Raw genomic sequence first — 21,426 nt, 5'->3', positions numbered from 1 at the left:
GTAGGGGTGGTCGGTAATCTCCCGTTAAGAGGGACTTGGCGTCCCGTGCGGAAGACGGTGTGCGTATGACTCGGGTTCCCCTTCGGGCGTCGTCGATTTCGTCGATCGCCACAACCGGGCGAAAGAGAATAGCGCGGCTGCGGCCAGTAGACCGTTGCGAATCAGCATGAGGGCACAACCTGTCCACGTGCAGGCGGCTACCTGTTCGTAAAGGGTGGGATATGCGATCACGCTGACCAGACTCGCCGGCGCGATCAGCGCGGCGACCGGCCGCTGTGTGGTCAGCGGTGACGTCAGACACACCGCCGCGAGGCCGAGCAGCCAGACCATGTACTGCGGGCTGATCACCCGGCTGGTGACGGTGAACAGCAGGACCGCGCTCAGCGCGGCGTCGTACGGCGTCGCCGGTGTCCATCGCCGGGCCCGGATCCGCCACAGCAGCAGCAGCCCGCAGGCGCTCACCGACAGGACCAGCGAGAGGTGCGCGACGGTGGAGACGTACGGCCCGGTGAACTCCAGGGCCCCGTACCGGTAGCGCACCCGGCCCGGCCAGCCGGCGTGCGTGGCCAGCGCGAGCGCGGTGCCGCCGAACGACTCGATCTGCACGCCCCGGCCGCCCTGCTGGCGCGCGAAGGCGAGCGGGTTCCTGAACAGGCCGACGAGGACGGTCAGCACGACGGCGCCGGTGGCGGCCGCCCATGTCCACGCCGACCGGGTCGCACGGCCGCGGGGCAGTCCGAGCAGTGCCAGGGCCGGCCACACCTTCACCAGGGCGCCCAGCGCGGCGAGCGCGCCGCACGCGGGGGTGGAGCGCGACAGGGCCAGCAGGCAGAGCACGGCCAAAGCGGTGGCCTGGATGTCGTAGCGGGCCAGCGGGACGTGCAGCAGCAGGGGCAGGCCCAGCGTCCAGTAGCCGGCCCCGCTCAGGCTGCGGCCGGGACGGGTGCCCGCGTGCGCCAGCGCCAGCGTGACCAGCGCGTCGACGGCGACGGTGAGCACCACGAAGGCCTGGAAGTACGTCAGGCCCGGCACCAGCGCGGGCGACAGCAGCACCGGCCCGGCGCCCGGCGGGTACTGCCACAGTGTGTCGTGCGCCGGGAACGCGCCGTGGGACAGCAGGACGTACCAGTGCTGGTACAGCTTCCACACCTCGCGCGCCACCGAGCCCCGGCCCAGCAGGGGCAGTCCGTTGTGGGCGAGCAGCCACAGCATCAGGGCGCGCGTCAGGAGCCAGGCGGCCGTCAGGGCCAGGAGGCGGTGTCTCGTCGACGGACGCGTGAGAAGACGCGTCACGCTCTGGAAGGCACTCATCACGGCGGATCGTAATCCGTATGAAAGCCGTGTATGTGCTGATACGCGTACTTCATCGACAAGAGCCTGCCAAGTGGACCAAACCGGCTGCGGGGCCCGCGCCGCGTCGTCCCCGGTCAGCCGCATCGCTTCCTCGCACTTCATCGAGTGATCGCACTCCACTCCTCCGACAGGCTGCGGGTACGCGGATCCGGGACGTCCGCCGCCGGCCGGCGCGCCACGCGCTCCAGCGGCAGGGGCACCCCCACCACCGGCACCGGCCGCGCCGGCGCGATCAGCCGTTCGCCCCACACGGTGATGTCGGGACGCGCCGCCTGGGTGAGAAGGCCGGTGAACGCCGTCGCCACCACGAAGAGGCCGAACGCCCCCCGCCGCCGCAGCGCGCCCCACGCACCGGCGGCGAGCAGGGTGGCGAACAGCGGCTGCCACAGCTGCCGGCGCAGCCACTCCAGCCGGAACCCGCCCTCCAGCCGCAGCAGCTCCGGCCATGGACGGTCGCGCTCGGGCAGGGCGTAGTGGTTGGTGAGCAGGTCCTGAAGGCCGTCGCTCTCGGCCGGGTCGAAGTACGGCACGTCGACGTAGCCCGTCTCCTCCAGGCGGGCGGCAAGCGCGGAGCGCGCCCGGCACCAGGGTGCCGTCGCCGTCGAGGAACAGCAGATGCGCGCCGCTCGCCGCCCGCGTCCCGGCGTTGCGTGCCGCGCCGAGGCCCTCGGGCGGGGGCGAGTGCGCCAGGACCACCCGCGAGTCCCGCCCCGTGTGGTCGCCGGCGACGCCGACGGCCGGGGCGGCCGGGCCGTCGCACACCGCGATCAGCTCGAAGTCCCCGAAGGGCTGGACGAGGACCGAGTCCAGCGCCGGGGGCGGCCGGCCCGCGACGCCATACGACGGGACGACGATGCTGAATCGGGGCATTCTGCTCTTTCTTCCATTGGTCCGGTCCGCTGCGTGCGTACGGACTCCCGGAAGAGCGAACGGCGTTCAAAGGCTCTGGGTGACGGCCTGCCGGCCGGCGGGTTGCGGCACGGTTGCGAGCGGGCATCGGCTCGGGGTCGTGACCTGCGACGACGCCCGAGGGCACGGGAGGACGGCGACCGGCTCGGCCACGCCGTGCGCGACCGGGCGCGCAGCACGGCGGCCCGCAGCACGCGCAGCAACTTGACGGCCCGCTCGACCGTCCGGCGGCACACGGCCGTCACCAGTCGCAGCACCCGGATCACACGGTGCGGGCCCAGCCGGACCAGCGCGTACCGCACCCCGGTGCGCAGCGCCCGCCGGAGGCCGAGGGCGCGGCAACGGCGGCGGCACGCCTCCAGGTATGCGCGCGGGTACGCCGGGACCCGGTGCGCGGGGACGATGTCACTGAACCTGGGCAAGGGGGCATCCATGGGCCGACGCGGGCGTTCTGCCCGGGAACGGCCGATGGAGTGAGTCGGTCACGGCCCGCTGAGGCATCTGGGGGACGACGGGCCGGCGGCGGAGGGCGGGCCGACGGCGGTCGCCCCGAACCGTCCGCCCCGCGCGGTCACTTGACCGCCCCCGCCATCACGCCCGAGACGAACTGCCGCTGGAAGGCGAAGAACACGGCCAGCGGGATCACCATGGAGATGAACGCCCCGGGTGCCAGGACGTCGATGTTGTTGCCGAACTGGCGTACCTGCGTCTGGAGGGCGACCGTGATCGGCTGCGTGCCGGACTTGGTGAACACCAGCGCGACCAGCATGTCGTTCCACACCCACAGGAACTGGAAGATGCCCAGGCTCGCGATCGCGGGCCCGCCCAGCGGCATCACGACGCGGGCGAACAGCCGCAGTTCACCGGCGCCGTCGAGGCGGGCCGCCTCCAGCAGCTCGCGGGGGATCTCCGCGAAGAAGTTCCGCAGCAGGAACACCGCGAACGGCAGGCCGAAGCCCGTGTGGAACAGGATCACCCCGAAGATCGTGCCGAACAGGCCGATGTTGCCGAAGAGTTCGGCGATCGGGATGAGCGCCACCTGCACCGGCACGACCAGCAGACCGACCACGGCCAGGAACCACCAGTCCCGGCCGGGGAACTCCATCCACGCGAAGGCGTAGCCCGCCAGCGAGCCGACCAGGACCACCAGGACCGTCGCCGGCACGGTGATCAGGACGGTGTTCACCACGGAGTCGGTGATGTCGCCGTTCTCCAGCAGTTTCTGATAACTGCCGAAGGTGAGCTGCGCGGGCTTGCTGAAGACGGTCCACCAGCCGCTCGCGCTCATGTCCTCCGGCGCGCGGAGCGACGACAGCAGCAGGCCGATGGTCGGGACCAGCCAGAACAGGCCCACCACGATCAGGAAGACGCGCACCGCACCGCCGCTGACGGCCTCCGCCAGCCGCGACCCCAGGGACGGCTTCGTTTTCACGGCCTCGGGAACGGGCGCCGTCTTCGTCGGACTCTCGGCTTGCGCCGTCATCGCCGCACCTCCCGCCGAAGCCTGCGCATGTTGAACAGCATCACCGGGATGACCATCAGCAGCAGGAACACCGCGATGGCGCTGGCGATACCGGGCTGTCCCTCCGAGAAGCCCTTGCGGTACAGCTCCAGGGCCAGGACGTTGGCGTCGTCCTGGGAGGATCCCGGGGCGATGATGAAGACCAGGTCGAAGATCTTCAGCACATTGATCATCAGGGTGACCGCCACGACCGCGAGCACGGGTGCCAGCAGCGGCACGGTGACCCTGCGGAACACCTGCCACTCGTTGGCGCCGTCGACCCGGGCCGCCTCCAGCAGTTCCCTGGGCACGCCCGCGAGCCCGGCGGCGATCAGCACCATCGCGAACCCGGCCCACATCCACACGTACGCCCCGATGATGGCCGGGGTGACCAGCGACGGGCCCAGCCAGTCCACGCCGTTGTACGGGGCCTTGAAGTTGCTCGCCGGGAGCCGGAGCTGAGAGCCGTCCGCCTTGGCGGGCAGCGTGAACGTGCCGTCGCCGGCGGCCTTCGACGACGCGACCACCTTGCCGTCCCTGACCGCCTCGATCCGCATCCCGGCGTAGCCGAACTCCGACGGGTCGACCGCGCCGAGCTTCCCGACCCCCTTGCCGCGTGTGAAGTCCTGCCAGGCGGTGCCAGTGATCTTCCCCGGCTCCGGCTCGGCCCGCACGGCCTTCTTCGCGCTCTTGGGCATCTGGTCGGGGGCGACACCGACGAGAGGCAGGGCCACCGACTCGCCGGTGCGGACCGTGGCCGAGGTGATGAAGCCGCCCTGGTCCGGCTTCAGCGGTGAGTCGCGGCCCGGGTGGGCCTTCGGGAACGCCGAGGACTGCGCGAAGGTGTCGTGCACCCCGACCCACACCGCGTTGGCGACGCCCCGGTCCGGGTCCTGGTCGTACACCAGCCGGAAGATGATCCCGGCCGCCAGCATGGAGATCGCCATCGGCATGAAGACGACCAGCTTGAACGCCGTTCCCCAGCGCACCCGTTCGGTCAGCACCGCGAAGATCAGACCGAGCGCTGTGGCGACCGCCGGTGCGAACACCACCCAGATGATGTTGTTCTTCAGCGCGGTGCGGATACCGTTGTCGGTGAACAGGGCCTCGTAGTTGTCGAACCCGGCGAAGCCGTCGCCGGAGGCGTTGTGGAAGCTGCGGACGACCGAGTACCCGATGGGGTAGACCACGAGCGCGCCGAGCAGCACCAGGGCGGGCAGCAGGAAGAGGGCCGCCACGGTCCTGCGGGTGCCGGTCACGCTCTTGAGACGGCGGGGCGCGGCGGGGCCCGTCGAGGCTCCCGCCGCCGTGGCCGGCGCCATCGCCGGATCAGCTCCCGCCGCCGTACGCCGCCGCCGCGTCCTTCTCCAGCCTCGCCTGGGTGCCCGCGACGTCCGAGGGGTTCTTCAGGAAGTCCTGGAGTTCCTTCCACTCGCCCTTGCCGGGCGTGCCGCCGAAGGCCTGCGGTGCCTGGTCGGACATGTCGAAGCGGAAGTCGTCGCCCGAGTCGATCAGCGCCTTGGCGATCTTCTGCTGGACCTCGTTCGGATACGCCGAGTTCGGCACGTTCCTGTTCGGCGACAGGTAGCCGCCGAGCTTCGCCTGGATCGTCGCCGCGTCCGCCGAGGCCAGGAAGGTGACGAGTGCCTGGGCCGCCTTGGAGTCCTTCAGGATCACGGCCGCGTCGCCGCCGGAGACCACCGGTGGGGCGGAGCCCACGGTCGGGAACGGGAAGACTTTCGCGTCGGTGCCCACCTGGGCCTTGGTCGCGCCGATGTTGACCTGGGCGAAGTCGCCCTCGTAGACCATGCCGGCCTTCGGCTGGTCGCCGCCGGTGAAGGTCTGGGTCACCGAGGCCGGGAACTCGGTCTGGAGCGCGCCTTTCGGGCCGCCCGCGATGTAGTCCTTCTTGGACCAGATCTGGGCGAGCGTGGTGAGCGCGTCCTTGACGGACGGGTCCGTCCACTTGATCTTGTGCTGGGCGAGCTGGTCGTACTTCTCCGGGCCCGCCTGGGAGAGGTAGACGTTCTCGAACCAGTCGGTGAGGGTCCAGCCGTCGGCGCCGCCCACGGAGAACGGGGTGACCCCGGAGTCGTAGACCTGCTGCGCGGTGCTCAGCAGGTCCTTCCAGGTCTTGGGCTCACTCGCGCCCGCGTTCTCGAAGACCTTGGCGTTGTACCAGATCAGCGACTTGTTGGCGGCCTTGTAGTAGGCGCCGTACGGCGTGCCGTCGACCTTGCCGATGTCCTGCCATCCCCGCGAGTAGTTCTTGGCGAGCTGCGCCTGGGCCTCCGGGCCCAGCGGCTTGGCCCACTTCTTGTCCACGGCCTGCTTGATGGCGCCGGGCTGCGGGAGCAGCGCCACGTCCGGCGGCCGGCCGCCCGCGATCTTGGAGCCGAGGAAGTTGATGATCGGGTCCTGGGCGGGGACGAAGGTGACCTTCGCGCCGGTGCGTTTCTCGAACTCGGCGAGGACCTGCTTGAAGTTCTTCTGCTCGCCGCCGGTCCAGACGGCGGCGACCTCCAGCGTCGCGCCGTCCAGCTTGGGGAGGGTGACGGCGGCGCCGGGCTTCGTGCCCCTGCTGCCTTCGTCGTCGCCGCTCTTCTTGTCGTCGCTTCCGCCGCACGCGGTGAGGGAGAGGGCCAGTGCTCCCGCGGCGACGGCCGCCGCGGTCCTGGCGGTCCTGTGGTTGAGGATGTTGCTGCTCGTGCTGCGCATGACTGCCCCGTTCTCCGTTCCTCGTCGAACGTCCGAGCGCTGTCCCGTGGGCTCTGGTGTACGCCGGGGTCCGGGAGTCGGCAAGAGCGCCCACGGTGTCAACCGGGCGATCGTGACCACGTCGTGACTCATAGTCAGTTCGTGATCACGGCAGCGAGGGCTGATTACAGCAACGAGGGAACGTGGGCCGCCGACACCTCCCGCGCCGCGCGCTCCAACGCGCTTGCCAGCAGGGCGAGATCCGTCGGCCCGTTGCCCAACTCGCGTACCGAGCGCCGGGTGGGCGGGTCGCCCATGCAGTGCCACTCCAGCGGGACGACCGTTGGGCGCTGGGTCGCGGTGCGGGGGATACGGCCCGTGACTCGACCGCCCTGGAACGCCGTCACCCGGCCGTCCGCACAGGCCAGCCGGCCGCGTCCGGGCGCCGGCTCGTCCGGTCCCGGGGCCGGTGCGTCGAGCGTGACCCGCAGCGCGGCCCGGCGCGCCGGTTCGGTCTGCGCCGTACGGCCGCCGGGCGTGGTGGCCGCCACCAGGTGGACGCCGAGCCGCTCGCCCTCCCGGGCCACCGCCTCCAGGGCGCGGATCACCGACCCGGCCGAGGGCCGGCCGGGCGAACCGAGCGAGGGCGAGACCAGGGCGTCGAGGTCGTCGACGACCACCACCAGTCGGGGCAGCGGCGGCGCGGTCTCCGCCTGCCGGCGGGCGGCGGCGGGCCGCAGCCGCATCGTCGAACTCGGCGGGCTGTCGAGGTCCCCCGCACCGCCGGTGCCGACGGCGCCCGGGCCGGTCGGGGCCGTGCCGGTGTGCCCCGGGGCCAATGCGCCGTGGGTGGTTGCCGTGCGCTGGGCGGCGCGGGCCGGGTCCGAGCCGGGCGTGCCCGTGCCGGTCGTCCTTGCGCCGGGGGCGCCCGTATCGGCCGTGCCCGCGCCGGTGGGGCCCGTGGGGGTGTGTCCCGGCTCGGACGTGCCGCGGGTCGCCGCCGTTCGCTGCGGGGTGCGGGCGGTGTCGGAGCCGGTCGTGACCGAGCCGTTCGAGGTTGCGTAGGCCGGGGTCGGGCCGGGCGCGCCGGAGGGCGTCGGTGTGCGTTGGGGGACGATGCGGCCGGAGACCTCACGTCGGGTGTGCCACTCGGTGAAGTCCGTCAGCCCCACCAGTTCGGCCCGACGTTTCAGCTCGGCACTCAGCGACTGGGCGAACTCCCGCATGCGGACGGGGTCGTTGGCGGTGAGGTGGGTGGTCACGTGCGGCACGTCCGTGCAGACCCGCAGGCCGTCGCCGTGCCCGCCGCCCGCGCCGGTGCCGTCCCGGCCGTCCACGAGCACGATGCCGAGGCGGTCGGGGCGCTCGGCGGCGGCGAGCGAGGCGACGACGGATCGCAGCAGTTCCGTACGGCCGCTGCCCGCCGGACCCTCGATCAGCAGGTGCGGTCCTTCGGTCACGAGGTCGGCGCAGACCGGCCCGCGCGGACCGGCGCCCAGTATCGCCGAGGCACGCCCGCCCAGGGCCGCCGTGTCGTCGGCCGCGTCCGCCCAGCGGGCCTGGAGCGAGGCCGGGGTGGCCCGGGCCAGCCCCAACTCGTCCAGCAACCGCGCCGACAGGGGCAACGGCGCCGACACCCGGGCCGGCCGGTCCGCTCCGGGCCCGTCCGTCCGCAGGGGCGCCAGGGCCCGCGCGAACCGCTCGGCCCACGCCGGGGACACCGCGTCGACGACGGCGACGGTGCCGGGGGATATGGGGGTGCGGTGCGGGGGTCGTGCCGCCGGGGTCCCGGCGGCCGCGTCGGCGTGCGGTGCGCGGAGGGGGTCGCCCGGGTGCCGCCGGATCCGCTCGGATCCGCTGTCCGGGGGAGCCGGAACCGGATGGGCCGCGGCCGGATGTCCCGCGACGCGCATCAGCCGCAGTGCCGTCGCCACGTCGCCGCTGAGCAGGGCGACGGCTCCGCACTCCCCGAACGCCGGCGACACCGCGCACGCCGCCTCGTAGGTGTCCGTCACCGGGGAGGCGGGCGAGGCGGGCGTCGTCTCGGCGAGACACACGACGTGTATCCCGGCCCGGGGACCCTCGTGCGCCAGGCGTGCCACCGCCTCGCGCACCGCCGTGCCGCCCGGGTCGCCGTCCACGACCACCACCGTGTACGGCCCCGCGAAGCCCGGCTCGTCCGCCGGGTCGTCGTCCCGCGCCCAGGAGGGCCGCCGGGCGCCGGCGCGCGCGTCCTGCGCCCGCTGGCCGTCGGCCGTGCGGCCCGTCCCGGAAGCGGGGGCGCCGCTTCGGTGGTCCGCCGTGTGGTCCTCCATGCGCCGGAGCAGTTCGTCCGTGCGGGCCGCGGCCTGCTCGCGGTCGTAGGCGAGCAGGAGGCGGCAGTCCTGGCCGTGGGCCGGGCGGACGTGCGGCAGCCAGCCGAGCCAGGACCACTCGGCGGTGCGCTCCTCCAGCGGGCGGGCGCCGCCGGCGCTGAGCAGGACGATCTCGAGCGCGTCAGGGGAGTGCGCCGCGGCGAGCTGGGCGAGCACCGCGCGGGCCAGTCCCGACAGGCGGGCGCGCGGTCCGGCCAGGCCCAGTGCGCCCACCTCGCGCAGGTCTGCGGTGACCGGGACCGCGGGCAGCAGCCCCGAGCCGTCGGGGGCCGGCCGGTCGGCCGTGCCGAGCCGCACGGTGAGCGCTTCCGGGTGCCCCGGCCCGCGCTCCCACAGCCGCGGTCCCGGGCCGAGGGCCGTCAGCAGCAGGGCCGCCGGGTCCGGCCAGGTCTCCGGCTGCTGCGGCGCGGTGCGCCACGCGGGCGCGTCCTGCGCGCGTACGTCCGCCGCCGTGCCGTCGTACGTCCCACGCCGGTCGGCCGCCTGCTCGCCGCGCCCGCCGGTCAGCCGCCGTGCCCACGCCCCGAGCCCGCCGCGCCGGCGCAGGACCTGCGGCACGCCGGTGCCGCCGTCGGCCGTGATGGTGAAGGGCACGGGCGGCTGCGCCTGCGCGCTGTGAGCGCCTGCGCCGCTCTCGATCAGTGGCGCGTCGGCCTGCGCGGGGACCGCGGGAGGTGCGACGGGTCCGTGCGCCTGGGTTTCCGGCGGGTGCGGCGTGAGTGTCCCCCGGTGGGTCACGGTCGGGCCCGTGGCATCGCCGTACGCGCGCGTGGCCGCCGCGTGCGAACCGCTGCCGTCGTCGTCGCCGTCGCTCACGCCGTCCCGTACGGGCTCGTGCGCGGTGGTGGCGGTGACCGGTGCGGGCGCGCCCCCGGAGGGGATCCGCACATGGCCCTCCCCGTCGGGGGTCGTCCGTACGCGGGCGTCCGGTCCCGCGGCCGGTGTCAGACGCAGGGCCGACTCGCCGATGCGCAGCAGTGCCCCCGGGGCGAAGCGGACCGGGCGGGAGCCGACGGGCCTGCCGTCCAGCACCGTGCCGTTGGTGGAGCCCAGGTCGGCGACCGAGACGCCGCCGTCGGGGGCCACCGTCACCGCGCAGTGCACCCGCGAGACGTCGGGGTCGTCCAGCGGCACGTCGGCGTCGGCGGAACGGCCCACGGTGATCTGCCCGCCGTGCAGCAGGTGCACCCCGCCCGCGTCCGGCCCCGCGACCACGTGCAGCTGGGTCGGGGCGTCGTCGAGCTCGGGGTGCGGCTCGGGGTCGGCGGGGGCGCCCAGGGACAGCACCGCGCCGTCGAGCAGCGGGGGCTCACCGAGCGTGCAGCGCTGGGCGTCCAGCCGCTCCGCGCCCGCGTACAGGACCACGGGGCCCGCCCCCGGCTCCCGGCCGCCGGACGCGCCCCGCTCGGACGCCGAGGTCCCCTCGCCGGAGACCGCCGCGGCCAGCGCCGCCGCGACCGCGGCCAGGGCGGTGCCTGCGGGCGCCGTGACCAGCACGTCGCAGCTCGCGGCGCGGCTCCGCGCCGGTGGGTGGCCGCCCCGCTCCTGCGAGGCCGAGACCGTGGGGGAGGGCGGGCCCAGCGGATCTACGACGGTCAGCCGGATCTGCATCGCCGTCAGCGGTCCCTTCTGCGCGGGCGCCCGCGGCCGGCGTGGGGCGAAACCGCCCCGCGGTCCCCCACCGCGGACTTTCCCCACCGCCGCACGAGCACGTCGGCCAGTTCTGGAGGCATCCTCGCACCTACCACCGACACCGCGCCCGCCGCCCACCGGCAAGTGATCTTGATTGGTCGGCTCTGCCCGCAAAAGTTCCCGGCCGATGCCCGGCGAATGTCCGCTCGACGCCTGCTTGAGATCGTTCATGCCCGTACCGGGCAACCAACCGACCCGAGCCGAGCGTCTTTCCATCGAACATGTACGGGATCCCGTGCGTACGTCGCCGTGGAAGCAGCCGGCGCTGCGCGGGCCGGCAGCACCGGGCGCAGCAGCTCGACCGCCCGGCACCGCGGAGGGCGGCACTAAAGTGGGTCGGAACACCCGCGCGGCGGGTCGCAGCACCCGCGGGACGCCCCAGAAGCGCGGGTTCAGGCAAGCAAGCAGCAGGGAGCGCATGACGTGCGGCCGGTAGGCAGCAAGTACCTCCTGGAGGAGCCGCTCGGACGCGGTGCCACCGGGACCGTCTGGCGAGCCCGCCAGCGGGAGGCAGCGGGCGCTGAGGCGGCCGTGCCCGGGCAGCCCGGTGAGACCGTCGCCATCAAGGTCCTCAAGGAGGAGCTGGCGAACGACTCCGACATCGTGATGCGGTTCCTGCGGGAGCGGTCCGTCCTGCTCCGGCTGACCCACCCGAACATCGTGCGGGTGCGCGACCTGGTGGTCGAGGGCGATCTGCTGGCGCTGGTCATGGACCTCGTCGACGGCCCCGACCTGCACCGCTACCTGCGCGAGAACGGCCCCTTCACGCCGGTGGCCGCCGCGCTGCTCACCGCCCAGATCGCCGACGCGCTCGCCGCGAGCCACGCCGACGGGGTCGTGCACCGCGACCTGAAGCCGGCCAACGTCCTGCTGAGGCAGGACGGCGGGCAGATGCACCCGATGCTGACCGACTTCGGCATCGCCCGTCTGGCCGACTCGCCCGGACTCACCCGCACCCACGAGTTCGTCGGCACGCCCGCGTACGTCGCGCCCGAGTCCGCCGAGGGCCGGCCGCAGACCTCCGCGGTCGACGTCTACGGCGCAGGGATCCTGCTGTACGAGCTGGTCACCGGCCGTCCGCCGTTCTCCGGCGGGTCGGCGCTCGAGGTCCTGCACCAGCACCTGAGCGCCGAACCGCGCCGCCCGTCCACCGTCCCCGACCCGCTGTGGACGGTCATCGAGCGCTGCCTGCGCAAGAACCCCGACGAACGGCCCGGCGCCGAGAACCTGGCCCGAGGGCTGCGCGTCGTCGCCGACGGCGTGGGCGTGCACGCGAGCGCCGCGCAGATCGCCGCCGCGGAGGGCGTGGGGGCGCTGCTGGCGCCCGACCCGGCGCCCGCGACCGTGCCCGCCCCCGACGTGCCCGGCGCGGCCGACCCCACGCAGGTGCTGCCGCAGGGCGCGGCCTCGTACGACCCGAACGCCGCGACCAGCGTCCTGCCGCACACGGGCGTGCCCGGTGCGGCCGATCCGACCACCGCGCTGCCCGCCCACGGCGGCGCCGACTCCACGCGCGTGATGCCGCCGATGCCACAGGGGCAGCCGGGCGACATGAACGGCGCCGGCGGCGGGCCGTACGGGAACCAGCAGCCCGAGCAGCCGCACCCCTGGCAGAACCAGCTGCGTGCCGCCCGCGACCGCAACGAGCAGACGCAGGTCCAGTACCTGGACCCCGGCGAGGACCCGCTGCGCCGCCGTCCCCAGCGGCAGGTCGCCCGGCCCCAGCAGCAGCCGCGGCGTCCCCAGGCGCAGCCCGGTCGCGGCCATCAGCAGCAACAGCCGCAGCGGTACGCGCCCCAGCCCCAGCGGTACGCGCCGCCCGCCCAGCCGGAACCCCGGCGGCCGGTGCGCGAGCCGAGGCCGCCGCGGCAGCGCAGCGCGAACCCGATGAAGATCCCCGGTCTCGGCTGCCTCAAGGGCTGCCTGTTCACGATCGTCATCCTGGTGGTGGCCGGCTGGCTCGTCTGGGAACTGACGCCGTTGCAGCAGTGGATCGGTACCGGCAAGGGCTACTGGGAGCAGTTGAGCTCCTGGGCCGGCACGGTGAGCGACTGGGTCAAGAACCTGGGCGGCGGCAACGGCGGCGGCAACTAGCCGCGGGTCTGGGGATTTGTCGACAGCCGACGGGTGAATTCCCGCTCCATGGTGAGGGTTGGCTCGCCGGACGCGTAGCTTTGTCGGCAACACGCGTCTGTAGGAGCAGTCTTGGCACGGAAGATCGGCAGCCGGTACACCGCGAACCAGATCCTGGGGCGGGGCAGCGCCGGCACGGTGTGGCTCGGCGAAGGACCCGACGGCCCCGTCGCCGTCAAGCTGCTGCGCGAGGACCTCGCGTCCGACCAGGAACTCGTGGGCCGCTTCGTACAGGAGCGGACGGCGCTGCTGGGCCTGGAGCACCCGAACGTGGTCTCCGTACGGGACCTGGTGGTCGACGGCAACGACCTGGCCCTCGTCATGGACCTGGTCCGCGGTACGGACCTGCGCACCCGGTTGGAGCGGGAGCGGCGGCTGGCGCCCGAGGCCGCCGTGGCGATCGTGGCCGATGTGGCGGACGGGCTTGCCGCGGCGCACGCGGCCGGGGTCGTGCACCGGGACGTCAAGCCGGAGAACGTGCTGCTGGACATGCAGGGGCCGCTCGGCCCCGGCGGTGCGCACCCGGCGCTGCTGACCGACTTCGGTGTGGCCAAACTCATCGACTCGCCGAAGCGGACCCGGGCGACGAAGATCATCGGTACGCCGGACTATCTCGCGCCGGAGATCGTGGAGGGGCTGCCCCCGCGGGCCGCCGTGGACATCTACGCGCTGGCCACGGTCCTGTACGAGCTGCTGGCGGGCTTCACTCCGTTCGGCGGCGGGCATCCGGGCGCGGTGCTGCGCCGGCACGTCACGGAGACGGTGGCGCCGCTGCCGGGCATCCCGGACGAGCTGTGGCGGCTGATCGTGCAGTGCCTGGCCAAGGCGCCGGCGTCGCGGCTGCGGGCCTCGGAGCTGGGCGCCCGGCTCAGGGAGCTCCAGCCGATGCTCGTGGGGATGCCGCCGCTGGACGTGGACGAGCCGGGCGCGGAGCCGGCACAGGAGGCGGGCGATACGTCCCCCGACCGGTCGGCGGAACCGGCTGGGGGCGGGGCCGTGGAGCGGGTACGGCGACGGGGAGCGGTCCCGCTGGTACCCGGGGCGAAGCCGGACTCCAACCGGGACACGCACACGTCGATGCGGGTGCCGGCGCCGGACGAGCTGGCGGGAGGTGCGCGAGGGACGGCGCGGGTGCCGCGGGCGGCGGGTGCGCCGCGGCCCGGGTCGGCCGCGCGCCACCGGGCCGCTGCGCGGCGGCGGCGGGTGACGTTGGGGGTCGCGGGGGTGGTGGTCGCGGGGGTGCTCGGGGCGGGGGTGTGGTGGGCGTCGTCGGGGGACGGGACGGATGTGGCGCCGGGGGCGCCTGGGCAGTCGGCGTCTCCCTGACGCCGGGGTCTCGGGTTCCGGGGCTTGTGCCCCGGGGGCCCGGTCCGGGGCTGCGCCCCCGGCTTCGCCTACCCGTCCACCCGTCTCGGTGCGGAGAGTGGTCCCGGGCCGGGGGTTCCGCCCCGGAGCCTGGCGGGGGCTTTGCCCCCTGCGCTCCTGGTTTCCCGTGAATGCCGCCGTCTCGGTGGGGTGGGTGGTGCCCGGGCCGGGGGTTCCGCCCTGGACCCTGGCGTTGGTTTGGCCCCCTGCGCTCCTGGTTTGCCGCGAATGCCGCCGTCTCGGTGGGGTGGGTGGTGCCCGGGCCGGGGGTTCCGCCCTGGACCCTGGCGGGGGTTTGGCCCCCTGCGCTCCTGGTTTCCCGTGAATGCCGCCGTCTCGGTGGGGTGGGTGGTGCCCGGGCCGGGGGTTCCGCCCTGGACCCTGGCGGGGGCTTCGCCGCCTGCATCCCCTGGTTTCCCACCCGTCCACCCGTCTCGGTGCGGTGAGAGGTCTCGGCCCGGGGGCTCCGCTCCGGTCCCTGGCGGGGGCTTTGCCCCTGCGCCCCCTGGTTTCCCACCCGCCCGCTCGTCTCGGTGGGTGGTGAGAGTGGGCCTGTGGGGGCGGGTGCGCCTGGGCGTGGTGTGACTTGGGGGACCGGTGCGGCGCCAGGGGGCGGGGGTGTGCGGCGTTTGCCGGTTGGCGGAGCCGTTACGCTGGATGCGTGGCAGTCGTCGATGTATCCGAAGAGCTGAAGTCCCTCTCCTCGACCATGGAGTCGATCGAGGCCGTTCTGGACCTCGACAAGATGAGGGCAGACATCGCCGTGCTCGAGGAGCAGGCGGCCGCGCCCTCCCTGTGGGACAACCCCGACGAGGCGCAGAAGATCACCAGCCGGCTCTCCCACCTCCAGGCGGAGGTCAGGAAGGCGGAGGCCCTGCGCGGCAGGATCGACGACCTCGGTGTGCTCTTCGAGCTCGCCGAGGCCGAGGACGACCCGGACACCCGCGCCGAGGCCGAGGCCGAGCTCGCCGACGTCAAGAAGGCGCTGGACGAGATGGAGGTCCGGACGCTGCTCTCCGGCGAGTACGACTCCCGCGAGGCGCTCGTGAACATCCGGGCCGAGGCCGGTGGCGTCGACGCCGCCGACTTCGCCGAGCGGCTTCAGCGCATGTACCTGCGCTGGGCCGAGCAGCACGGCTACAAGACCGAGATCTACGAGACGTCGTACGCCGAAGAGGCCGGCATCAAGTCGACCACCTTCGCCGTGCAGGTGCCCTACGCCTACGGCACCCTCTCCGTCGAGCAGGGCACCCACCGCCTGGTGCGCATCTCCCCCTTCGACAACCAGGGGCGCCGCCAGACCTCCTTCGCCGGCGTCGAGGTCCTGCCCGTCGTCGAGCAGTCCGACCACGTCGACATCGACGAGTCCGACCTGCGTGTCGACGTCTACCGGTCCTCCGGACCCGGCGGCCAGGGCGTGAACACCACCGACTCCGCGGTGCGCATCACCCACATCCCCACCGGCATCGTCGTCTCCTGCCAGAACGAGCGCTCACAGATCCAGAACAAGGCCACCGCCATGGCCGTTCTCCAGGCCAAGCTGCTCGAGCGGCGCCGCCAGGAGGAGCAGGCCAAGATGGACGCCCTCAAGGGCGACGGCGGCAACTCCTGGGGCAACCAGATGCGCTCCTACGTCCTGCACCCGTACCAGATGGTCAAGGACCTGCGCACCGAGCACGAGGTCGGCAACCCCGAGGCCGTCTTCAACGGTGAGATCGACGGGTTCCTGGAGGCCGGGATTCGCTGGCGCAAGCAGCAGGACCAGGCCAAGTAGCAGCCCGGGAAACCAGAAGCAGACTCTTTGTCGACAAGGCAACTGCCGCTCTTCCAGCGGCAGTTGCCTTTTCTGCTGGCCTATGTCCGGGTTTTGCATCACACTCACAGACTTCAACCGCGTGCAAACAACGCACAGTTGGACATCGCGCCCGCAACGACCTTGACGGTCCCCCGAAAAGCCGGAAGGGTGAAACGTGGCATGCGCATTTCTGGGGCGCATGTGAACCGGGGGGCTCTGCACTGCGCCAACTACCCCCGTTGATCACGGCCCCGCGCGCCGCTCGAAGACGATTCAGCTACTGGGGGTAGCAACCACATGACGAAGAAGACGCGGGTTCGTGTCGCGCGCATCGCGGCCGGTGCCGTGATCGCCGCCGGCGCCTCGCTGACCGCCGCGGGCGCGGCCTCGGCCCTCGACCTCGGTATCAACGCCGGCGTCGGCGGTACTGGCGTCAAGGCGAACGTGTCGCTGACGGACGACGAGAACCCGGGCGACGACGACCCGGGCGACGACCCCGACCCCTCCTGCACCATCGGCACCGATCCTGACTGCCCCGACCCGGACAACCCGGGTGGCGGTGGCGAGAACCCCGACAACCCGGGTGGCGGTGGCGAGGACCCCGGCAACCCGGGTGGCGGTGGCGAGGACCCCGGCAACCCCGGCGGCGGTAACGACAACCCCGGCAACCCCGGCGGCGGTAACGACAACCCCGGCAACCCCGGCGGCGGTAACGACAACCCCGGCAACCCCGGTGACGGCAACGACAACCCCGGCAACCCCGGTGACGGCAACGACAACCCGGTCGAGGGCGGCGGCACCGGCGGCACCACCCCCAACGGCGGCGGCAACAACACCGTCCCGCAGGAGCAGGGCTCGTCGGCCCTGACCGAGACCGGCTCGGACAGCAACCCGTCCGCGCAGGGCAATGGCAAGGAGCTCGCCGAGACCGGTGCCGCGGAGACCACGTTCCTGCTGGTCGGCGCGGCCACGATGATCGCCGGCGGTATCGGCTTCCGGTTCCTGCCGCGCCTGATGGAGGGCCGCGGCGGCGCCGCTGCCTGAGCGTGGCGACCGGCGCACGCACGGTATGCGGCGTGCGATGCGCGGCGTACGCGTGAGTGAATGACCAGGGGCCCGGAGCGGCAAGCTCCGGGCCCCTGCGCGTCGCCCTCGGGGTGCGCCCTACACCGTCTGGTGGGCCAGCAGCGCCGCCGCGGCGATCAGCACCACCAGCAGCGCGACCAGCGCCAGCGGGTTCAGCCCCGCGAAGAAGTTCTCCTGTTGCAGCCGCTCGCGGTTCGCACGGCACACGGGACACCGGCCCTCGCTCACGGGCGCCGCGCAGTTCGCGCACACCAGCCGGTCGTACGTCATGCGCTCGCCCTCCTTGCACCGGTTCTACTCAGTCAACGCCCACGCGCGCGCGAACGTTCCCTCCCCACAATGCCAGGTTCGCCGGGACGGCGCGCGGGTCGCTCCGCAAGCGCAGGTGTTGTACCAACTCCGCGAGAATATGCCCCGTACAAAAACACACAACCCGCACGTAACCCTGACCGGCGACTGCGCGCCGGTACCCGGTTCGCGTAAGGTCACGCTCATCTACCCCCGGCGACCCGTGGTGCATCCGTGATCCGATTCGACAATGTCTCCAAGGTCTACCCCAAGCAGACCCGCCCGGCCCTCAGGGATGTCTCCCTGGAGGTGGAGAAGGGCGAGTTCGTGTTCCTCGTGGGGTCCTCCGGCTCCGGAAAGTCCACCTTCCTGCGGCTGATCCTCCGCGAGGAGCGGTGCAGTCACGGCCAGGTGCACGTCCTGGGCAAGGACCTCGCACGCGTATCCAACTGGAAGGTCCCGCAGATCCGCCGCCAGTTGGGCACGGTCTTCCAGGACTTCCGCCTCCTGCCCAACAAGACGGTCGCCGAGAACGTCGCCTTCGCCCAGGAGGTCATCGGCAAGTCCAGGGGCGAGATCCGCAAGTCCGTGCCGCAGGTGCTCGACCTCGTCGGGCTCGGCGGCAAGGAGGACCGGAGGCCGGGCGAGCTGTCCGGCGGTGAGCAGCAGCGCGTCGCCATCGCGCGCGCCTTCGTCAACCGGCCCAAACTGCTCATCTGTGACGAGCCCACCGGCAACCTCGACCCGCAGACCTCCGTCGGCATCATGAAGCTGCTCGACCGCATCAACCGGACGGGCACCACCGTGGTGATGGCGACCCACGACCAGAACATCGTGGACCAGATGCGCAAGCGCGTCATCGAGCTGGAGAAGGGCCGTCTCGTCCGCGACCAGGCGCGCGGCGTCTACGGCTACCAGCACTGACCAGTCCACGACGGAAAGGCTTGACCAGACGCCATGCGCGCCCAGTTCGTCCTGTCGGAGATCGGTGTCGGTCTCCGTCGCAACCTGACAATGACCTTCGCCGTCATCGTCTCCGTCGCCCTGTCGCTCGCCCTGTTCGGCGGGTCGCTCCTGATGAGCGACCAGGTCAACAACATGAAGGGCTACTGGTACGACAAGATCAACGTCTCGATCTACCTCTGCAACAAGAGCAACGCCCAGAGCGACCCCAACTGCGCCAAGGGCGCGGTCACCGAGGACCAGAAGAAGACGATCCTCACCGACCTGAACAAGATGACGGTGGTGCAGAAGGTCACCCACGAGTCCCAGGACGAGGCGTACAAGCACTACAAGGAGCAGTTCGGCGACACCCCGCTGGCCAGCACCATCACGCCGGACCAGATGCAGGAGTCGTACCGGATCAAGCTGAAGAACCCGGAGCAGTACAAGGTCATCGCGAGCGCCTTCAACGGGCGTGACGGGGTGCAGTCCGTGCAGGACCAGAAGGGCATCCTGGACAACCTCTTCGGGCTGCTGAACGGCATGAACTGGGCCGCGCGCGCGGTGATGTCGCTGATGCTGGTCGTCGCGCTGATGCTGATCGTCAACACCGTGCGCGTCTCGGCGTTCAGCCGCAGGCGTGAGACCGGGATCATGCGCCTGGTGGGCGCCTCCGGCTTCTACATCCAGGCGCCGTTCATCATGGAGGCGGCCGTCGCCGGGCTGATCGGAGGCGGGGTCGCCTGCGGATTCCTGGTGACCGCGCGGTACTTCATCATCGACCACGGTCTCGCCCTGTCGCAGAAGCTGAATCTGATCAACTTCATCGGCTGGGACGCGGTGCTGACGAAGTTGCCGCTCATCCTCGCGACGAGTGTGCTGATGCCGGCGTTGGCCGCGTTCTTCGCGCTGCGCAAGTACCTGAAGGTGTGACGCACGCCAAAGAGGTCGTACGGTCCAGCAACCGTGCGGCCTCGGGGGTTTGTCCTAGACTCACCGCCATGTCGGGCCGTGACCTGTTCCGTCAGCCCCGCCGCGGTCGCGCCGGGGCCGCCCTGACATTGGTCTTCGCGGGCGTGCTGGTGGCGGGGGCGGCGACGGGCTCCCTGCCCGGCCACGACGACCGCAAGTCCCAGGCGGACCAGTCCCGTTCGGCTGTGCCCGTGGGCCGGGCCGAGGAGGTGACCCGGGCGGCGGCCGAGGCCATGGCCGACGGCGATTCCCCCATGCAGGCCGCCGTACGTGCCGTCAGCCGCAGCGGCGACCGCTGGGGCGCCGTCTACTCCCGGGGCGAGTACGAGGAGTTCCAGGAGGCCCTCGACGGCCAGTACACCGGCGTCGGACTGTCGACGCGGCGCCGGCGGGACGGCCGTGTCGAGGTGGCGAAGGTCCGGGCGGGCTCGCCCGCGGCGGCCGCCGGCATCCGCCGGGGCGACCGGTTGCGCAGCGTCGACGGCGAGCGGACCGACGGGCTGCCGGTCACCGACGTGGTCGCGCTGCTGCGGGGCGACGCCGACGACGCGCCCGCCGGCACCACCGTCACCCTGGGCCTGCAACGCGGCACGCGCGTGTGGACCCGGACGCTGCGCCGGGCCCGCCTGTCGACGGACCCGGTCACGGTACGGCAGTCGGCGGGTGGTGTGACCGTCATCAAGATCGCCGCGTTCTCGAAGGGCGTGGGCGAGAAGGTCCGTACCGCCGTACGCCGGTCCCCGGCCGCCGGCGGGATCGTCCTCGACCTGCGCGGCAACTCCGGCGGCCTGGTCACCGAGGCCGTCACCACCGCCTCCGCCTTCCTCGACGGCGGCCTGGTCGCCACCTACGACGTCGACGGTGACCAGCGCGCCCTGCACGCCGGCTCCGGGGGCGACACCACCCGGCCCCTGGTCGTGCTCGTCGACGGCGGCACGATGAGCGCGGCCGAACTGCTCACCGGCGCCCTCCAGGACCGCGGCCGCGCGGTGGTCGTGGGCTCCCGCACCTTCGGCAAGGGATCGGTGCAGATGCCGAGCCGGCTGCCCGACGGCTCGGTCGCCGAGCTCACGGTCGGGCACTACCGCACCCCCGGCGGGCACGCCGTGGACGGTCACGGCATCATCCCGGACCTGGACGCCGGGCAGGACGCGCTCCGGCGTGCGCAGACGGTTCTGACCGGCCTGGGCGAGGCGTCCTAGCCCCGGCGGGCACGCCCTTTAATACGCTTCCCGCGACCCCCCTCCGTAGTGCGAAAATGGGCGGCACTATGGCTAAGGAAAAAGGGCGCAAGCTGATCGCGCAGAACAAGAAGGCGCGGCACGACTACCACATCCTCGACACCTACGAGGCCGGTCTGGTGCTGATGGGGACCGAGGTGAAGTCGCTGCGTCAGGGTCGGGCGTCGCTGGTGGACGGCTTCGTGCAGCTCGACGGGCACGAGGCGTGGCTGCACAACGTGCACGTACCGGAGTACAGCCAGGGCACCTGGACCAACCACAGCGCCCGCCGCAAGCGCAAGCTGCTGCTGCACCGAGCGGAGATCGACAAGCTGGAGTCGAAGTCCCAGGAGACGGGTCACACGATCGTGCCCCTGGCGCTGTACTTCAAGGACGGCCGGGCCAAGGTCGAGATCGCGCTGGCGAAGGGCAAGAAGGAGTACGACAAGCGGCAGACGCTCCGCGAGAAGCAGGACCGCCGCGAGACGGACCGCGCGGTGGCGGCGGCGCGGCGCAGGCCGCGGGCGTAGCGGCAGGTCCGGGACGCGGGGGAATAGGCTGGCACGGACCTGCGTTGGTCACGTACGATGGCACCAGCACCGCGAGGCCGGTGCGGGTTCCCTCTCCGGAGGGGTTTGAAAAATCAACATGGGGATGATCGGTTTCGACAGCGGCTGTCGAAGCAGGGGAAGCGTGTCGAGGAAGCGGCCATGATCTCGTAAACCACAGGCCGAAAAAATAATCGCCAACACCAAGCGCGATTCCTCCCAGCAGGCCTTCGCCCTCGCTGCCTGATCTCAGGTAGCAGAGCGAGCCTCCTACTAAGGGAGTGTCAGCCCGGGGCTGTTCCCGACCCGGATCCTGGCATCAGCTAGGGGACTAAACCTTGATCCCGGTCACGGGGTGAAGAGGGAAACCAAACAGTGACTGAGCCCGTCGGAGACTTGTCCGCGTGATCTCCGGGGCCGAGAAAAGCGAAGCGGACTGCACACGGAGAAGCCCTGGTTCCGCACCGTTGGACGCGGGTTCGATTCCCGCCATCTCCACCCAAGCGGCGTCACTCGAACATCCTCCCGCAAGAGCAGCGTGGAGGGTCGC

The 21,426-nt window shown here is 72.4% G+C and carries 15 protein-coding genes, 1 other RNA gene and 1 pseudogene; 9 read left to right on the top strand and 8 right to left on the bottom strand.

The genetic code is table 11. From position 1 onward, the window contains the following. Window positions 1-24: 24 nt before the first annotated feature. The 7 genes and pseudogenes from ACFY4A_RS11425 to ACFY4A_RS11395 all read right to left on the bottom strand — a co-directional run bounded on the left by ACFY4A_RS11425 (window position 25) and on the right by ACFY4A_RS11395 (window position 10,446). Window positions 25-1,311 (bottom strand): glycosyltransferase 87 family protein, encoded by a 1,287-nt coding sequence (locus ACFY4A_RS11425; RefSeq protein ID WP_390829194.1) that lies wholly within the window; start codon window positions 1,309-1,311, stop codon window positions 25-27. A gap of 140 nt (window positions 1,312-1,451) precedes the next feature. Continuing rightward, entirely contained in the window at window positions 1,452-1,883 is a 432-nt protein-coding gene (locus ACFY4A_RS11420; RefSeq protein ID WP_390829198.1) for a hypothetical protein, read from the bottom strand. Between the two features lie 49 nt (window positions 1,884-1,932). Further along, a pseudogene (locus ACFY4A_RS11415) lies at window positions 1,933-2,223 on the bottom strand (glycosyltransferase family 2 protein); the annotation flags it as partial. A gap of 610 nt (window positions 2,224-2,833) precedes the next feature. After that, entirely contained in the window at window positions 2,834-3,745 is a 912-nt protein-coding gene (locus ACFY4A_RS11410; RefSeq protein ID WP_390829174.1) for a carbohydrate ABC transporter permease, read from the bottom strand. Further along, window positions 3,742-5,085, bottom strand: coding sequence for a carbohydrate ABC transporter permease (locus ACFY4A_RS11405; protein ID WP_390829173.1), 1,344 nt, complete (start codon window positions 5,083-5,085; stop codon window positions 3,742-3,744). Before ACFY4A_RS11405 ends, ACFY4A_RS11410 begins: the two co-directional genes overlap by 4 nt. Window positions 5,086-5,092: 7 nt before the next feature. After that, window positions 5,093-6,481, bottom strand: a complete 1,389-nt coding sequence (locus tag ACFY4A_RS11400) for an ABC transporter substrate-binding protein (protein WP_390829172.1) — start codon at window positions 6,479-6,481, stop codon at window positions 5,093-5,095. A gap of 164 nt (window positions 6,482-6,645) precedes the next feature. Next, on the bottom strand, window positions 6,646-10,446 hold the full coding sequence (locus tag ACFY4A_RS11395) for an FHA domain-containing protein (protein ID WP_390829171.1): 3,801 nt from the start codon (window positions 10,444-10,446) through the stop codon (window positions 6,646-6,648). A gap of 504 nt (window positions 10,447-10,950) precedes the next feature. Between ACFY4A_RS11395 and ACFY4A_RS11390 the strand changes: the two genes are divergently transcribed. The 4 genes from ACFY4A_RS11390 (at window position 10,951) to ACFY4A_RS11375 (ending at window position 16,864) form a co-directional block, all read left to right on the top strand. Continuing rightward, window positions 10,951-12,621, top strand: a complete 1,671-nt coding sequence (locus ACFY4A_RS11390) for a protein kinase (protein WP_390829170.1) — start codon at window positions 10,951-10,953, stop codon at window positions 12,619-12,621. Window positions 12,622-12,732: 111 nt separating this feature from the next. Then, window positions 12,733-13,986, top strand: a complete 1,254-nt coding sequence (locus tag ACFY4A_RS11385) for a serine/threonine-protein kinase (RefSeq protein WP_390829169.1) — start codon at window positions 12,733-12,735, stop codon at window positions 13,984-13,986. Between the two features lie 700 nt (window positions 13,987-14,686). Further along, window positions 14,687-15,799 carry a peptide chain release factor 2 gene (prfB, locus tag ACFY4A_RS11380; RefSeq protein ID WP_390829168.1) on the top strand — a complete coding sequence of 371 codons (1,113 nt, stop codon included), beginning with the start codon at window positions 14,687-14,689 and terminating at the stop codon, window positions 15,797-15,799. A 318-nt stretch (window positions 15,800-16,117) separates the two neighbouring features. Then, window positions 16,118-16,864 carry a hypothetical protein gene (locus tag ACFY4A_RS11375; RefSeq protein WP_390829167.1) on the top strand — a complete coding sequence of 249 codons (747 nt, stop codon included), beginning with the start codon at window positions 16,118-16,120 and terminating at the stop codon, window positions 16,862-16,864. A 120-nt stretch (window positions 16,865-16,984) separates the two neighbouring features. On the opposite strand, the gene ACFY4A_RS11370 is transcribed toward ACFY4A_RS11375, so the two are convergent. Then, window positions 16,985-17,176: a hypothetical protein gene (locus ACFY4A_RS11370; RefSeq protein WP_390829166.1), complete on the bottom strand. Its 192-nt coding sequence runs from the start codon at window positions 17,174-17,176 to the stop codon at window positions 16,985-16,987. 252 nt (window positions 17,177-17,428) lie between these two features. Here ACFY4A_RS11370 and ftsE point away from each other — a divergent pair, with 252 nt between their 5' ends. From ftsE to ssrA, 5 genes are all read left to right on the top strand, one after another. Beyond that, entirely contained in the window at window positions 17,429-18,118 is a 690-nt protein-coding gene (gene ftsE / locus ACFY4A_RS11365) for a cell division ATP-binding protein FtsE (RefSeq protein WP_086726378.1), read from the top strand. A gap of 33 nt (window positions 18,119-18,151) precedes the next feature. Continuing rightward, the gene (gene ftsX / locus ACFY4A_RS11360) at window positions 18,152-19,069 is read left to right on the top strand and encodes a permease-like cell division protein FtsX (protein WP_390829165.1); all 918 of its coding nucleotides are present in this window, start codon (window positions 18,152-18,154) and stop codon (window positions 19,067-19,069) included. 68 nt (window positions 19,070-19,137) lie between these two features. Beyond that, the gene (locus ACFY4A_RS11355; RefSeq protein WP_390829164.1) at window positions 19,138-20,310 is read left to right on the top strand and encodes a S41 family peptidase; all 1,173 of its coding nucleotides are present in this window, start codon (window positions 19,138-19,140) and stop codon (window positions 20,308-20,310) included. 68 nt (window positions 20,311-20,378) lie between these two features. After that, window positions 20,379-20,858 (top strand): SsrA-binding protein SmpB, encoded by a 480-nt coding sequence (gene smpB, locus ACFY4A_RS11350; RefSeq protein ID WP_390829163.1) that lies wholly within the window; start codon window positions 20,379-20,381, stop codon window positions 20,856-20,858. Window positions 20,859-20,978: 120 nt separating this feature from the next. Continuing rightward, window positions 20,979-21,377: a transfer-messenger RNA gene (gene ssrA, locus ACFY4A_RS11345) on the top strand. Window positions 21,378-21,426 lie beyond the last annotated feature (49 nt).

This window comes from Streptomyces sp. NPDC001292, assembly GCF_042896465.1.
GTDB lineage: Bacteria > Actinomycetota > Actinomycetes > Streptomycetales > Streptomycetaceae > Streptomyces.
Note: the sequence above shows the minus strand (reverse complement) of the source record. Positions and strands in the feature narration are given on the sequence as shown.

What these genes read in the sequence shown, in the direction of transcription:
- ACFY4A_RS11425 (WP_390829194.1), bottom strand. Translation starts at nt 1,311, where the DNA reads ATGAGTGCCTTCCAGAGCGTGACGCGTCTTCTCACGCGTCCGTCGACG.
- ACFY4A_RS11410 (WP_390829174.1), bottom strand. Translation starts at nt 3,745, where the DNA reads ATGACGGCGCAAGCCGAGAGTCCGACGAAGACGGCGCCCGTTCCCGAG.
- ACFY4A_RS11405 (WP_390829173.1), bottom strand. Translation starts at nt 5,085, where the DNA reads ATGGCGCCGGCCACGGCGGCGGGAGCCTCGACGGGCCCCGCCGCGCCC.
- ACFY4A_RS11400 (WP_390829172.1), bottom strand. Translation starts at nt 6,481, where the DNA reads ATGCGCAGCACGAGCAGCAACATCCTCAACCACAGGACCGCCAGGACC.
- ACFY4A_RS11395 (WP_390829171.1), bottom strand. Translation starts at nt 10,446, where the DNA reads ATGCAGATCCGGCTGACCGTCGTAGATCCGCTGGGCCCGCCCTCCCCC.
- ACFY4A_RS11375 (WP_390829167.1), top strand. Translation starts at nt 16,118, where the DNA reads ATGACGAAGAAGACGCGGGTTCGTGTCGCGCGCATCGCGGCCGGTGCC.
- ACFY4A_RS11370 (WP_390829166.1), bottom strand. Translation starts at nt 17,176, where the DNA reads ATGACGTACGACCGGCTGGTGTGCGCGAACTGCGCGGCGCCCGTGAGC.
- ftsX (WP_390829165.1), top strand. Translation starts at nt 18,152, where the DNA reads ATGCGCGCCCAGTTCGTCCTGTCGGAGATCGGTGTCGGTCTCCGTCGC.
- ACFY4A_RS11355 (WP_390829164.1), top strand. Translation starts at nt 19,138, where the DNA reads ATGTCGGGCCGTGACCTGTTCCGTCAGCCCCGCCGCGGTCGCGCCGGG.
- smpB (WP_390829163.1), top strand. Translation starts at nt 20,379, where the DNA reads ATGGCTAAGGAAAAAGGGCGCAAGCTGATCGCGCAGAACAAGAAGGCG.